This window comes from Streptomyces sp. NPDC033131 (assembly GCF_055578365.1).
This window is the reverse complement of record NZ_JBVIPA010000035.1, coordinates 24,601-38,948: the sequence shown is the minus strand read 5'-3', so window position 1 is coordinate 38,948 and position 14,348 is coordinate 24,601. Positions and strand designations below refer to the sequence as shown.

The 14,348-nt window shown below is 68.8% G+C and carries 14 protein-coding genes and 1 pseudogene; 1 reads left to right on the top strand and 14 read right to left on the bottom strand.

The window, feature by feature from the left end:
- Positions 1–151 precede the first annotated feature (151 nt).
- The gene (locus ACZ5XS_RS33970) at positions 152–562 is read right to left on the bottom strand and encodes a Rho termination factor N-terminal domain-containing protein (RefSeq protein WP_468657871.1); all 411 of its coding nucleotides are present in this window, start codon (positions 560–562) and stop codon (positions 152–154) included.
- Between the two features lie 73 nt (positions 563–635).
- Between ACZ5XS_RS33970 and ACZ5XS_RS33965 the strand changes: the two are divergent.
- Positions 636–728, top strand: a pseudogene (locus ACZ5XS_RS33965) (IS5/IS1182 family transposase); the annotation flags it as partial.
- A gap of 90 nt (positions 729–818) precedes the next feature.
- Here ACZ5XS_RS33965 and ACZ5XS_RS33960 read toward each other — a convergent pair.
- From ACZ5XS_RS33960 to ACZ5XS_RS33900, 13 genes are all read right to left on the bottom strand, one after another.
- Positions 819–1,361, bottom strand: coding sequence for a flavin reductase family protein (locus ACZ5XS_RS33960; protein ID WP_468657869.1), 543 nt, complete (start codon positions 1,359–1,361; stop codon positions 819–821).
- On the bottom strand, positions 1,358–1,849 hold the full coding sequence (locus ACZ5XS_RS33955; protein WP_468657867.1) for an NADPH-dependent FMN reductase: 492 nt from the start codon (positions 1,847–1,849) through the stop codon (positions 1,358–1,360). The genes ACZ5XS_RS33960 and ACZ5XS_RS33955 overlap by 4 nt, the downstream gene beginning before the upstream one ends.
- Positions 1,850–1,863: 14 nt before the next feature.
- Positions 1,864–3,834: an MDR family MFS transporter gene (locus ACZ5XS_RS33950; protein ID WP_468657865.1), complete on the bottom strand. Its 1,971-nt coding sequence runs from the start codon at positions 3,832–3,834 to the stop codon at positions 1,864–1,866.
- 1 nt (position 3,835) lies between these two features.
- Positions 3,836–5,188, bottom strand: coding sequence for an NtaA/DmoA family FMN-dependent monooxygenase (locus tag ACZ5XS_RS33945; protein WP_468657863.1), 1,353 nt, complete (start codon positions 5,186–5,188; stop codon positions 3,836–3,838).
- A complete protein-coding gene (locus ACZ5XS_RS33940) occupies positions 5,167–5,826 on the bottom strand; it encodes a cysteine hydrolase family protein (RefSeq protein ID WP_468657861.1) in 660 nt (219 codons plus the stop codon). The genes ACZ5XS_RS33945 and ACZ5XS_RS33940 overlap by 22 nt, the downstream gene beginning before the upstream one ends.
- Positions 5,826–6,887: an LLM class flavin-dependent oxidoreductase gene (locus ACZ5XS_RS33935; protein WP_468657859.1), complete on the bottom strand. Its 1,062-nt coding sequence runs from the start codon at positions 6,885–6,887 to the stop codon at positions 5,826–5,828. The genes ACZ5XS_RS33940 and ACZ5XS_RS33935 overlap by 1 nt, the downstream gene beginning before the upstream one ends.
- Before the next feature lie 79 nt (positions 6,888–6,966).
- Positions 6,967–8,091: an ABC transporter substrate-binding protein gene (locus ACZ5XS_RS33930; protein WP_468657857.1), complete on the bottom strand. Its 1,125-nt coding sequence runs from the start codon at positions 8,089–8,091 to the stop codon at positions 6,967–6,969.
- 109 nt (positions 8,092–8,200) lie between these two features.
- On the bottom strand, positions 8,201–9,055 hold the full coding sequence (locus ACZ5XS_RS33925; RefSeq protein WP_468657855.1) for an ABC transporter permease: 855 nt from the start codon (positions 9,053–9,055) through the stop codon (positions 8,201–8,203).
- Between the two features lie 16 nt (positions 9,056–9,071).
- Positions 9,072–9,899 carry an ABC transporter ATP-binding protein gene (locus ACZ5XS_RS33920; RefSeq protein WP_468657853.1) on the bottom strand — a complete coding sequence of 276 codons (828 nt, stop codon included), beginning with the start codon at positions 9,897–9,899 and terminating at the stop codon, positions 9,072–9,074.
- A 162-nt stretch (positions 9,900–10,061) separates the two neighbouring features.
- Positions 10,062–10,487, bottom strand: a complete 426-nt coding sequence (locus ACZ5XS_RS33915) for a hypothetical protein (RefSeq protein WP_468657851.1) — start codon at positions 10,485–10,487, stop codon at positions 10,062–10,064.
- A gap of 393 nt (positions 10,488–10,880) precedes the next feature.
- Positions 10,881–11,669, bottom strand: a complete 789-nt coding sequence (locus ACZ5XS_RS33910) for an IclR family transcriptional regulator (protein WP_468657849.1) — start codon at positions 11,667–11,669, stop codon at positions 10,881–10,883.
- Between the two features lie 55 nt (positions 11,670–11,724).
- Positions 11,725–12,570, bottom strand: a complete 846-nt coding sequence (locus ACZ5XS_RS33905; protein WP_468657847.1) for a fumarylacetoacetate hydrolase family protein — start codon at positions 12,568–12,570, stop codon at positions 11,725–11,727.
- Positions 12,567–14,339, bottom strand: a complete 1,773-nt coding sequence (locus ACZ5XS_RS33900) for a bifunctional 3-(3-hydroxy-phenyl)propionate/3-hydroxycinnamic acid hydroxylase (protein WP_468657845.1) — start codon at positions 14,337–14,339, stop codon at positions 12,567–12,569. Before ACZ5XS_RS33900 ends, ACZ5XS_RS33905 begins: the two co-directional genes overlap by 4 nt.
- Positions 14,340–14,348: the final 9 nt, after the last annotated feature.

Sequence of the window (14,348 nt, the reverse complement as noted above, 5' to 3'; positions counted from 1 at the left end):
GAGTCTCCACATCTGGTCTGGGGTAGGACTTAACACTCGCTGAACAGGGCTCTCAGGTCGTCGTGCGCCTGCTGGCAACCGGCCTGCTGAAACGGCACGAGGCTTTCCGTCGCTTCTCCTCCTCAGGTATGACACGCCCCATGGGGCGCGATCAGATCGGGCGGAAGAATGCCCGCCCGCGCTTCCCGCTGATCGCGTCGATGAGCTCTTCCTTGCGCATGTCGTGAACACCGCTGAGACCCTTGTCGCGGGCCATGTCGCGCAGCTCGTCCATGTGCATCTCGCGGAGTTCCTCCTCGGAGACCTCCTGGGACGCCTCGGACGTTCCAGACGCCTCTGCCCCGCCGCCCATGGAGGCTCCGGCAGGCGTCGTCGCGCTGGGCGGTGACGTGGGGTACCCCTCGTCGGCGCCGCTCGAGCCCATCTGCTCGGCCAGCCGACCCAGCAGCCGTTCCGTCTCGCGGCACTCCTTCGCGGACAGTTCGAAGTACGGGGTGCCCTTGCACTCCTCAGCAGCGTCCGCGCTCGCGCGCAGGACGGTGCGCGTTGCCTCGATGATCACCGTCGTCGTAGGCGCGTCGCGGCGCGTACCCCTCCACGATCTGTCTCGCCCGGTCCACCACGACCGGCCACCGCGGATGAAGACCTGGAAGATCCTCCACGACTGCCGACTGAAGGGCGAGGGCGTCCAGCACACGACCGGCATTGCCCATCCGGACAACCTTGCGCAGCGCGTGACCGCGCTCAACCGGAGCGACTGCCCGTTTCATGATGGCGTCCACCGCCGAACCCGTCGCCGTTCTCCTTCGGGCTCTTGGTCAGCTGACGGTCTCACCCGCGGTCAGGACACGGCTCGTGTTCGGTCCGCGGGAGGTCAACGTTGTGAATGCCGAGTGGTGCCAGATCAGGGGCCTGTGCGGGAAGTCGTCCTGAAAGCCCAGCACGCGTAGGACGATGATCTCGTGATCACCGGCGTCGTGGGCATCTTCGATCGAGCATTCCAGCCAGATCACGGCACCATTCAGGAGTACCGACCCCGAATCGGACACCACGGTGTCGATTCCGTCGAGTCGTGTGTCCTTGTCACGGGAGGCGAGCTGGCGGGCATTTTCCATGTGTCCCTCGCCGAGGACGGAGACGCCGATCACCGGGGCTTTCGCAAGCACGGGCCAGGTCGTCGACGACCGCTGGACCGCGCAGAGCACGAGCGGGGGATCCTGGGAGACCCCGACGCTGAACGAGGAGACCACCAGGACGGTCGGGTCGTCGTCGACGACAGCCGCGAGTGCCGCGACCCCAGAGGGAAAACCGGAGAACACCCTGCGGAGAGCCTGGGCATCGTCGTTGTAGGGCCTGGTCACGGGCGCTGCCTCCCAGCTGTGCTGCGAAGAATGACGGTTTGCCATGAGTCCATCCAGTGCTCCAGGGAGCCGTCGGTTCGGTAGGTGCTGTCGATCATGTACAGGGACGGGGCGGGGCAGATCGCGCCGAGCTCGACCAGGAGCGGCTTGAGGTGCGCCTCCGGTGCCATCGCGTGCATGGGCCCCGCACCGAGCATCACCGGAATGGCGACGACGCCGGCGAGTCCGGTCTGGCCGGGGAATCGTTCGAGAAAGAGCTTGAGCAGGCCTGTGTAGGTCGCCTTGAACGTGGGCGAAGCCACGATCAGCACGTCTGCGCCGGCCACGATGTCGATCGCCGCCTGCACCTGCGTGTCGGTCCAGTCCAGCAGGGATGCGCCGAACTGCGAGAGTTCGATGACCGTGTCTTCGCCTCCCAGCCCCTGGGCCAGACGGTGCGCCGCGTCCCTCGTACGGGAACCCGGTTTGGGGTTGCCGACCAGGGTCACGATCCGGACTTCACTCATTGGTCACCTCGCATCTTGTCCGACTGGAAGTACTGGCGCCCACGCGCCTCGTCCTGTTTCATCTGGGCGATGAGGTCGTCGGCGGTCTGGAACTTGATCTGGGGTCGGATGAACCACTCGAAGCGGACTTCGGCCAGGCACCCGTAGACGTCCTCGTCGAAGTCGAGGACGTATGCCTCGATCGTCCGGGTCGTGGCGTCGAACGTGACGTTCGGCCCGATCGAGACGAGCGCTGGGCAAGGCTCGGCGAAAGCCCGGGCGTCATCCGGGTCGGCCCCCTGCAGGATCGTGAACCGTCCCGCGTAGACGCCGTCGTCGGGAATCGGTGCCGCTGGGTCGACATCGATGTTCGCCGTGGGGAAGCCCAGTTCCTTCCCCCTGGCCGCGCCGTGGACGATTCGACCGGTTGCTCGGGAGAGGACGCTGCTGGGGCTCGATTCCCCAACGCGCCTGCAGTCCGGCCCCGGACCGCCATGTTCAGGTGAGCCCGCCGCGAGGCGTTCCGCGGCATCGTGGGTGCGTGAGCCGGCCTTGGGATTGCCGATTTCGGCGACAGCTTTCATCAGGCGATTCCTGTAGGTGGGAGGGGCGGCAACGGATGCTGCTGGGGATCCGGCCCCGGGGTGGTCGATTCGGAGGGTTACGGACGCGAGGAGGCAGAGGAGTCCGGCGGCGGCGAGTCCGCCGAGGGTGGGGGCGTAGCCGAACCCGGCCAGGAGAACGGCGCAGGCCGCGCTGCCCAGCACCGCGCCGAGTTGCTTCATGGCGTTGAAGGTTCCCGACGCTGCCCCAATCTCGTCCGGAGCGACCGTGGTCACCGCCGCGATCGACAAGGGTGACCAGACGAACGAGTTGGCCACTCCGTACACCGCGAAGGCGGTGGTCAGTGCGGGGACCGGTGCGTCCGTCGCGACGAGTACCGCCGAGGCCCCGATGGACAGGACGAGCGCGGACGATCCGATGACGGCGACGGCGCGTGGTCCGATTCCGTTGTTGAGCCGGGCCGAGACCGGAGCACCGAGCAGGCACAGCACGCCCATCGGTACGAGGGTGAGCGCCGCCGCTCCAGGGGCGAGCCCGCGCTCCTGCTGGAGGTACAGCATCAGCGGGATCATGACCGAGCCAGCGCTGAAGGCCGCGGCGGCGCCGCCCCAGGCCGCGATGACGAATCCGCGACTGTGCAGCAACGCGACCGGCACGAGCGCGCGCTGCCCGTCGCGACGCTGCAGCCAGACCACGGCCGCGACGACCAGCGCGCCGGTGACGGTCAGCAGCCAGCGGGGGACGCCCAGCACGAAGGCGCTCGCGGCGTCCGTGCCCTGGATGCCGAGGACGAGTGTGCCCACGCCGGTCGCGTTCGCGCAGAACGCCCACACCGGGATGCCCACCTCCTGACGGGGCAGGGCGGGCACGAACACGGACACCGCGACCATCGCCGCGACGCCGACCGGGACGTTGACCCAGAACACCGCGGGCCAGCCTCCGACGGCGACGAGCAGGCCGCCCACGAGCGGCCCGGCGGCCACCGCAGCTCCGCCGACCGCGCCCCAGATGCCGAGTGCGACGGCCAGACGCGGCGGCTGGAACAACGCCTTGATGAGGGTGAGGCACTGCGGCGTCATCAGCGCTGCACCGACGCCCTGTGCCATCCGCCATCCGATGAGTGCCTCGACGGTGGGGGCCAGCGCGCACAACAGTGAACCGAACGTGAAGGCCGCGAGTCCGAGCAGGTGGACACGCCGGTGGCCGTAGCGGTCGCCCAGCCGTCCCGCGGCGATCAGGGGCACCGCATAGGCGATGAGGTAGCTGCTGTTGACCCAGATCGCGAGGGTCTCGCTGGTGTGCAGGCCGGTGATCAGCGCGGGCAGCGCGACCGAGGTGACAGTGCTGTCCAGCAACAGCATGAAGAACCCCGCGCACAGGCTGCCGAGGGCGAGCCAGTGACGTCGCTCGCTCCCTGCAGTCATCTCACACCGCCAGGTTCTCGCGCAGCGTGGCGCCGGTGTAGGCCGGTGAGAGTGCGCCGCGGCGGCGCAGCTCAGGCAGCAGCAGCTCGCTGATCTCGGCGAAGCCCGAGGGCATGGCCAGCGGGCAGGAGAGCATGTAGCCGCCGCGTGATCCGGTCGCGGCGAAGTTCTCCTCCAAGGCGTCGGCGACAGTGGCGGAGTCACCTACGATGCTGTGGTCCAGTCCCGTCGCGCTCCCGCGGCCGTGTGTGAAGAACTCGCCGCGGCTCATCGTGTGGTCCTCGCCGAACTCGGCGACGAGCGAGCCGATGAGGCCCCCTGGACTGGCGTTGGCCGCGACAATCTCGTCGCGCAGCTCGGCCAGGCGGAACGACTGCGGCAGCGTGGAGAAGTCGTAGCCGGCGTTGTGCGACAGGTAGGTGGCGACGGCCTCCTCGTTCCAGAACTCCTGCACAGCGTCGCGGCGTGCCCGTGCTTCGGCCGCCGTGCGGCCGACGATGACCTGCGTGGCCCAGAGGATGCCGGTGCGGGCCGGGTCACGCCCCTCGGCGAGGAGTGCCTCGTCGAGCAGTTTGCGATGGTTCTGCTGCGCCGTGATGTTGCCGCCGAAGCCGAAGACCAGATCGGCGAACCGGGCTGACGCGGCGATGCCGCGGGGCGAGTTGCCCGCCTGGACGATGAGCGGGTGGTACTGCGGACTGGGTACCGACGCGAGTGGGCCCTTGACGGTGAAGAAGCGCCCCTGGTGATCGATCGGGTGCACCTTCGAGGGGTCGGCGAACCGGCCCGTCTCCCGGTCGCGCACGATGGCGTCGGGTGCCACCGAGTCCCACAGCCCGCGGCAGACCGCGAGGAACTCTTCCATCCGCTCGTAGCGCAGGTCGTGGTCCATCAGCTCCGCGAATCCGTAGTTGGCCGCGTCCGCGCCGCGCGTCGAGGCGACCACGTTGAAGGCGATGCGCCCACTCGTCACGTGGTCGAGCGAGTTCAGCAGCCGGGCGACGTAGAACGGGTGCATGAACGTCGACGAGTAGGTGAGTCCAAAGCCGATCTTCTCGGTCACGGTGGACATCGCCGCGATGACCGGTGACATGTCGTGGCGCGGCCATTGGATGCCCCACTCCACGGCCGGTTCGATGTTCCCCCGCCAGGTGCTGGGGATGCCGCTGCCGTCGCCGAAGAACAGCATGCCGACGCCGGCGCGTTCGGCCGTCCGCGCGAGCTCCATGTACATGCGTACGTCCGGGAAGTCCCGCCCGACCCATGAGCCCTGCCGGGCCCACGCGCCCTCGGTGTGGGTGAAGGACAGGTCGAAGCCGATGTGCATGCCGTTCACCGCACGCCTTTCTTCCACAGTTCGACGATTTCGTCGGTGTCGCTGAGTACGGCCACGTTGAGTCCCATCTGCGCGAGGGCCGCGGCGTTGACGTCGAGGTCGTAGGCGGCCGTGGCGTCCCGGGGGACGACGACGGGCCAGTCCAGTTGCATGGCGTCCAGGGCGGTCGCTTGGACGCAGCACTCGCTCGTCAGGCCCACGACGGTGAGCCAGTCGCAGCCGGCCGCGCGGAGCCGCGCGTCGAGGTCGGTGCCGAGGAAGCCGCTGTACGCGCGCTTGACTACGCGCGTTTCGCCCTCGGCAGGCTGCACGCGGTACCACTCGGCCCCGGGCGTACCGAGGACGCACGGCTCGGCCTGGCTCATGGGCGCGTCGTAGTCGCCTCCGCGCAGCCAGTTGCCCGACCGCCACGGCCGCGCGGGGGCACTGCCCAACTCGACCCACATGACGGCCACGTCTGCCGCACGGGCGGCGTCGACGAGGTCGCCGATGCGGGTGACCGCCTGGTCGAGAGCAACCAGGGCGGCATCCGTCAGGCCGTATTCCCCCATGCGGTCCGGATCGGCGAAGTCGTACTGGACGTCGACCACGACCAGTGCGGGCCTGCTGCCGGGCCGGGTCAGGTGGGCGAGTTGTCTGTCGCGCAGGTCGGACATCAGACCGCCCTTTCGTCGCGGTCGCGCAGGGCCGGCAGTACGGTCTCGCCGAACAGCAGCATGTCCTTGTCGTACTCCGGGAAGATCAGCATGAGTCCGTCCAGGTCGGCCTCGCGCACGATGTACTCGATGTGATCGGTGACCGTTCGCGCCGATCCCGCGACGTACGCGGTCTGGAACGCCGCCTCGCCGTCGGCGCCCTCGGCCCACGCACGGGCCTGGTCCTCGGGCACGCCCCAGGTGCGGCGCATGTGGGTGAGTGCCTCGCGGTCGAGACCCGCGCCCCACTCCTTCACCTTCCTGGCGGCCAGCTCGTCGGTTTCGTCCTGGACGACGGTGAGCATCGAGTAGGTCTTGCAGACCCGGCCGTTGGCCTTCGCCCGTCCGTGTACGTCTGCCGAGAGCGTCCGCATGTCGTCGAGGGTTGCGGCGCCGAGGAAGGCCCCGTCGGCGTAGGTGGCCTGGAATCGGCGCGCGTCCTGTGACTTGCCCGCGTTGATGATGGTCGGGCGGCTGACCGGATGCGGGCGTGACTCACAGTCGACGAGATCGAAGTAGGGCGTGTGCATGGTGACGGAGTCCTCGGTCCACAGCCGGGTGACCGCCTCCGTCCACAGGTCCGTCATCCGGTAGCGGTCCTCGTGGCTGAGCCGCGGGTCCCACTCCCCGTACTGCTCGAACTCTTCCGCGTAGGCGCCGTTGACGATGTTCATGCCGGCGCGGCCGCCGGAGATGTCCTGGAGGGTGGTGAACATCTTCGCCGCGATGGCGGGGTTGTGGACGTTGGTGTGCACGGTCGCCCAGATCTTGACCCGGCTGGTCGCCTCGGCGAGCGCCGCCATCATCGTCATCGATTCCAGCGAGCGGCCCCAGTGGTCGGTGCTGCCGCCGAAGCCGCGCCACTTCGCCATCGACATGATGAAGTCGAGACCGATGGCCTCCGCGTGCAGGGCCGCGCGCTTGTTCCACCCGTAGGCCGCCTCCGGGTGTGGCGCGGTCGTGGACAGCATCCAGCCCCCGTTCGCGATGGGGAGGAACACTCCATATTCTTTCGCGGGCACGTTGGTAAGCCTTTCCATGAGGTTGCTGATGCTGCGGCAGGCGCCGGGGACCGAGCGGGGCCGGCCCGGCGCGATGCGGTTACGGGGCGGGCCAGACGAGCTTGTCGGCGGCGTAGATGTTCTTCACGGGGGAAGCGTCGAACCAACCCTTGGCCTGGGCGGAAGTCACGCTGTCGGGCACGGTCTTGAACTGGTGCAGCATGTCGACGAGCGCCGCGACGTTCTTGAGATCGATGCCGCCCATCGGCTGTCCGGCCGTGGCGTTTTCCTTGACGACCTGCGTCTCGGTCTTCCAGATGGCCGTGTTGAGCTTCTTGTCGTACGTCGGTCCGGACAGCTGGGCCGCATACCCGACGCACTCGGCGATGTGCTGGTCGTCGGCCGAGCAGTAGTCGTAGGCGTGCAGCGCGGCGCGCAGGATGTCCTCGACGGCGTGCGGGTGCGCCTTGGCGAACGCCGGATTCACCGCCATCGCGCCGAGCGAGCTCGGGACGCCGTAGTCGATCGGCCTCCACACCGTGACGGCGTCGTCGGCCGCCTTGAGCTGGTTGGGCTCGTTGGAGACGAACCCGGTGAGGGCTTCGAGCCCGCCCTGCCTGCGTGGCAGTACGGAAGGGTCGTAGCCTTGCTTGACCAGCTTGAGCGAGTCCCACTTGACTCCGGCCTTGACCAGCATCGCCTGGACGGTGGCGGGTACGTGGCCCTTGTGGCCGACGACCTTGCCGTCGAGCTGGGTCAGCTTGGTGATGTCCTTGTTCGTCATCAGGATCTCGAGGCCGGCGTCCGAGTACGAGGAGATACCCGTGATGTCGATCCCGTTGGCCCGGGCCTGGATGAGGTCCTGCTGGGCGACGGGACTCACGGTCGCCTGGCCGCTGGCAAGCAGCTTGGCGTTCTGCGCCGTATCGCCGGTGCCGGGCTGGAGAGCCACGTTCAGGCAGAGGTCGTTGAAGTACCCGAGCTTGCTTGCGGCGACGTACTCGAGGATCGACACCGACGACTGGTACTGGTAGCCCGACAGGTAGGTGATCTTGCCGGCGGCCTTGTTCTCGGCGCACCGCTTCGCGGAGATGGCGGAGCCTTCCGAGCCGGTCGAGGTGCTGGCGTCGGATTCCGAGCCGCATCCCGCGACGCCGGTCGTCAGCGTAATCGCGGCGATGGATGCGAGCCCGGATCTGATGAGGCGGGACTGCGAGGGTGACATGGGTGACTCCAAACTGGCGGTGGCCGCCGGGGAACGGTGCGGATGAGGGCATGGGTCGCCAGAGCCCGGACGATCGCGGGCCCCGGGCTGTGCAGGGAGATGAACCGAGTCAGTTGTGGGCGCTGTCGTGCCAGTGGAGAACGCGGCGCTCGACCAGCGTCACGGCGAGCAGCAGCAGCACACCCATGACCGCGAGGACGAGGATCGCCGCGTATACGACCGGCAACTGGTTCATGGACGAGGCCACGCTGATCACGGTGCCGAGGCCGCGGGCCGATCCCGACGCCGACATCTCGGCTACCACGGCGCCGACGAGCGACAGCGGGAAGACGATGCGCAGACCCGCGAACAAGAACGGCAGCGCGTTGGGGATGCGCACGTGCCACAGCAACTCGACGCGGCCGGCGTCCATCGTCCGGTACACCTGCAGCACCTGCTGCGACACGGACCGCAGACCGATCGCGGTGTTGATCAGGAGCGGGAAGAAGCAGATCAGGCCGGCGATGACGAGCTTGGGCAGCGGGCCGAAGCCGAAGGCCACGACCAGCGCCGGTGCGATGGCCACGAGCGGAGTGACGTTGAGGACAACCGCGATCGGCATGACCGCCCGGCGTACCAGTGGGAGCTCACTGGTCAGCACCGCGAGAACGAACGCGGCGACGAAGCCCATCGCGAGGCCGAGCACCGCCTCGCCCAGGGTGACCAGGGCGTTGTCGACGTAGTAGCCGAGTTGTGTGGCGAGCGAGTGGCCGATGTCCGGCAGCGTCGGCAACAGGTACGGCAGCTCGTCGGCTCCCCACTGCCAGAGGGCGGCGAGGATCGCCAGCATCACGAGAAGAGGCGACCAGACGGACGGGCGGATCCACGCGATCCGGGACCTCGGGTGGCTGAGGCTGAAGCGCGACGGCTCGACGGGCGGCGCCGTCTCGGTCGCCAGGGTGGTGCGTTCGTCGGCTACGGTCATCTCTCCGCGCTCCCACTCAGGCGGCTTCGCCGTGCCAGGCACGGCGAAGGCGGTCTCGGATCAGGTCCTCGTACTCGTGGAAACGGCGCTCCCCGAAGAGGCGCTCACCGCGCGGCCGGGGCAGGTCGACGTCGATGGTGTCCACGACGCGGCCGGGGCGCGGGGCCATGACGACTACGGTGTCGGAGAGCCGGACGGCCTCGGGGACGGAGTGGGTGACGAACAGGACGGTCGTCTTCAGCTCGTCCCAGAGGTCGAGCAGTTGGTCCTGGAGGCTCTCGCGAGTGAATTCGTCGAGTGCGGAGAACGGCTCGTCCATGACGAGCACGTCGGGCCGCAGGCCGAAGGCGCGCACGATCGCGGCACGCTGCTGCATGCCGCCGGACAGCTCTGCCGGGAGCTTGTCCATGGCCTCACCGAGACCCGCCTTGACGAGGAGATCCCTCATGTCGGAATCCGCTGTGGCCCCCCGCCCGGCGAAGCCGGCGATGCGCTCGCGGCGGCCGGCGGCACCCTTGTTCATCTTCTGCGGCAGTGAGACGTTCCGCAGCACGGACAGCCAAGGCAGCAACGCCGGGCTCTGCGGCACGAGCCCGATCATCTTGGCGGCGCATGCCTGCGCCGGGGGCACGCCGTGCACCCGGACCTCGCCCCGGTCGGGCTGCTCGAGGCCGGCCACGATGCGCAGCAGTGTCGACTTGCCGCAGCCGCTGGGACCGATGAGGCTGACGAAGCGGCCGGGCGGCACCGTCAGATCCACGTTGTCGAGGGCATTCGTCGCGGACGGCCCGAATCCGTAGACCCGGTGTACCGACCGCAACTCAAGTGCTGGCGTGCCAGTCACCTTCACGCTCCCATCCATGTCGCGAGCACGAAGGCCCGATCCTGGAAGTCGGAGAGCGTGCGTAGCGAGTGCGGGGAGGCTGCCACGCGGAAATCCGCTTAGGTGCTCCCGACTCTAGGAATGCTGCGTTTCGGCGCCCCGCCCTGTTGTGTTTCGCGGGCTTTACGTGCTGCGCTGCAGAGTTACGACCGTGCTTCCGTCGAAGACGTAGACCTCGATGCCGAGGTCCACCGCCGCACGTGCCACCCAGCCGCCGAGCGCCTGCACGATCAGCTCGGTGACGAGGAGCACCGTGCGCTCGGCGGTCGGCACCGAGTCCCGCAGCCAGAGCAGCTTGAACATGTCCGCCATGACCTTGTTGCGGTAGGCGGGCTTGTAGGCGCCCTGATTGCTGACGAGTTGGACGAGCACGCGGCCCGCGGTGTCGATTCCCTCGACCTCGACACGGCTGCCGTCGGGCAGCATGAGCGGCTTCGGACGCAGACTCGTGCCGAGCCGGTCGCCGAGGGCCAGCAGCATGCGGCGTTCGACGGAACCCTCGGTGAACCGACTCCACTCGCTGGGGGCTTCAAGTACTCTCAGGCGCACGTTCCGGAGTTTACGAATCACCCGTTTCGCACGTGTTTCATGTTGTCGGTGTCGTCCACCAGTTGCCGCGGCTTCACCTGCCCCGTCTGCAGAACTGCCGTGACCGGCTATCCGGGCCTGCTGAATGGCCGTAACGGCGAGTCACCGCGTGTGTACCCGTACGGTCAGGCGCGCCTCAAAAGGGTCTGACGATCATTACCCTGTTGTCTTGATCTTGCGGGTGGGACTGCTGCTCTGGGCGGCCACTCTGGCTCGAAGTACCGCATCTTGCGCAACGGCCAGCGGATCGGCTCGTGTCGCGGGGAGCGCTTCACCGACCTTTCCGGCGGTCGTGATCCGCGTCCTGGTGGAGGATTACGGCGCGGCGCTCCGGGGTGTCAGGACACGGCACGGTCACCCGCTGAGGGCGGTCATCCGGTCGCTGATGTCGCGTGCCGTGGTCAGCACCTTTCCGATGATCTCCGCCTCGGCCTCGGGGTACACCCGGGAGGACAGGGCCGCCACACTGACCGCCGCCACCACCTGTCCGCTCTCGTCATGGATCGGTGCGGCGATTCCCACCACGTCGGTATCGAGTTCGCCGCGGGTGACCGAGTACCCGGTGCGGCGGATACGGGAGAGGCGGTCCATGAGGGTGTCGACGTCCGTGAGCGTGGCCGAGGTGAACCGGCGCAGCTCGGTCGCCTCCAGGAGTCGCCGCGCCTCGTCCGAGGGGCTCCAGGCCAGGAGAACGAGGGCGGAGGCGCCCGCGTTGAGGGGGAGAGAGCTGCCACGCTCGTAGGAGATCCGCACGGCGCGTGTCCCGGCCTCCGCACGTTCCACGCACACCACGAGATCCCCGGCGCGCCGGGTCAGCAGCACCGTCTCCTGTATGTCCTCGGACAGCGCCGTCATCGCCGGCAGCGCGATCTCGGGCAGGCCGTAGCTGCGTCGTGCCAGCCGTGCGATCTCCATCACGCGCAGCCCCAGACGGAACCCACCGCCCGGGGCTTCTTCGAGGAACCTGCTGTTGACGAGGGACTGCAGGTATCGGTACGCGGTCGAGCGTGCGACACCGAGTCGTTCCGCGACGGCGCTGCCGGAGATGACGAGTTGGGTGTCGGTGAACATCATCAGGATGTCCAGTGCCCGATCGGCCGTAGAGTTACGTTCACGGTATGCGGGGGACGCTGCTCCTGACATGCGAGACACCCTATCGGTTTGGCGCCGCGGGGCGCGCCTGCGCGGGACTGAGCGTTTACACCCGTTCCTTGACCACGGTGTTGCGCAGCTCGCCGACGCCCTCGATCACTGTGAGGAGTGTCTGCCCGGGTCGCAGGAAGACCTTGGGATCGCGTCCCGCGCCCACTCCGCCCGGTGTTCCGGTGGCGATCAGGTCGCCGGGCAGCAGCGTGATGATGGTGCTGACGTACGCGATGGTGTGAGCGACGTCGAACAACAGGTCCTCCGTGTTTGACTTCTGCATGGTGTGGCCGTCGACGCTGCAGCTGATCGTCAGTCCGGAGGCGCCGGGCGGCAGATCGTCCGGGGTGACGAGCGCGGGCCCGACGGGCGTCGTTGCCTCGAACGTCTTGCCGGACAGGAACTCCCGGGTACGGTGCTGCCAGTCCCGGACGGTGACGTCGTTGAGCACGGTGTAACCGCCGACGTACTCCAGGGCCTCACTGGCGGTCACATTGCGTGCGGGACGGCCGATCACGACTGCGAGCTCCGCCTCCCAGTCCACGTCGTCACTGACGGCGGGCATCCGGATGGCGTCGTGCGCTCCGATGAGGGAGCCGTCGTACTTGGCGAACAGCGTGGGATGGGCCGGTGTGGGACGGCCCATCTCCTTGATGTGCGAGGCGTAGTTCAGCCCGAGACAGACGATCTTGTTGGGATGCGGGACGACGGGGGCGAGGGAAGCGCCCTCGAGCGGGATGCGTTCGCCGTCGGCGTCGGCGCGGTCCCGCCAGTCGTCCCCGGACGCGAGCAGCGCTCCGACGTCGGAGTACGCCAGCAGGACGAGTTCGTCCCCCTCGTGGCGCGCGGCGGCGGTGGTGGTGCGGTGGTCAGTGACAAGGCGGACGGTGCTGAGTCTCATCGGTGTACTCCTTGGGTATCGGGGGTGTCGGAACGGAGAGGATCTGGAGCGGGCTGTCGCCGCGGGTCGGGGCGCCCGCCCGCGCTCGTGGCGTCCTGTCCCGCGGCGGGAGTGGTGGAATCCCACGAGCCGCTGTCGGCGTCAGGGCGGGGTGCGAAGCGACGGAGGCTGAGACCGACGTGGTCTGACTCGTCGGGCAGGAAGACCGCCGCGACCAGTCGGTCGGGCCGCACCAGGACGAAGTGACCGGTCAGCTTCTTGAACAGGGCGTCCAGTCGGCCGTCGGCGTCCGCGACACCGGCACGGCCCGCGCCGTCGCGGGGCGCGCGGTCGTCGAGAACGACGTCCACCCGGGTGCCGACGGGCAGACCCGCACGCGAGGCGGCCGCCCAGTCGGCGTCGGTCACGGCGACCCCCAGGAGACTCCAGCCCTGCCCGAGCACGTCGTCGAGCCGGGTGACCCGGTGGTGCGGACCGCGCAGGACTCGCGGCTGCGGCAGCGGCCTGCCGACCAGCGGCTGGTTTCGTCCGTTCAGATGGACGACGGCGCCGGACCGTATGCGCGTGTCGGGGCGGTAGCGCATCTCGGTGAGGTAGCGGCGTCCGCGGGAGGTACGCATGGTGGCGCGCACCAGCAGGTCGCGCAGCCGGGCGCGGCCGCGGCTGGTGGTCATGACGATGCGGCCGAGGCGTACGGACAGGTCGATCACGGCCCGGGCATGCGGGCGGCGCTCATCGTCGTACGTGTCGAGCAGTGCGTCGGCGGCCCGGCCGGACAGGACCTCGCCGATCTTCCAGCAGAGGTTGGCCGCGTCCCGGAAACCGGAGTTGAGGCCCTGCCCGGCGAAGGGCGGCATCATGTGCGCGGCGTCGCCGAGGAGGAAGCAGCGTCCCTCGCGCAGGCGGTCGGCCAGCAGGGCGTGGAAGCTGTACGCCACCGCGCGTTCCAACTGCTGCGGGCTGATGTCCCGGTACGGCGTCAGCAACTCGCGCACCAGCTCGTGCGGAGGCGGTTCGCCGGGCTCGCACTCGCCGGGTTTCAGCAGGAACTCGTAGCGGCACCGGCCCTCGCGGCCCGGGACGATGACGGTCGGGCGGCCGGGCTCGCCGTGGTGCATGCCGTAGCGCTGGTCGTGCGGGTCCCCGAGCGTGTCGGCGACCAGCCAGACATCGGGGAAGCTGCGGCCCCGCATGGGAATGGAGAGCTGGTCGCGTACGGTACTGCGGCCGCCGTCGCAGCCGAGGACGTAGGAGACGTCGAACTGCTCGGCGGGGCCCGGCTCATCGGCCGGCCCGATGGCCACCCGTACCTGCTCGGTGTCCTGCGCCAGGGAGAACAGCCGGGTGCCGAAGCGGGTTTCGACACTGGGCAAGCGCCGCAGTTCTTCGCGGAGCACCCGCTCCAGGTCGGGCTGGGCGAATGGGTTCTTGAAGGGGTGCCCGAAGGGCTGGTCGCCTGAACCGCGGGCGTGTACGAGCGGCCGGCCACCGCTGCCGAAATACTTCGTGCCGGTGCCCGGGACGATGATCGGGTAGATCGCCTCGTCGAGACCGGCCAGCTGAAGGGTCCGCAGCGACTCGTCGTCGAGGCTGATCGCCTTGGCGGCGTCGCTCGTGGTGGCGTTGCGCTCGACCAGCAGTACGCGTACGCCCATGGAGCCGAGCAGATGGGCGGCCGCGAGCCCGGTGGGACCGGCCCCGACGACCAGCACGGCGGGCGCCTCGGCTGCCGGGGACCTCGGTTGTGGTTCCGGTGCCGCTTCGGTCATGAGGGGATC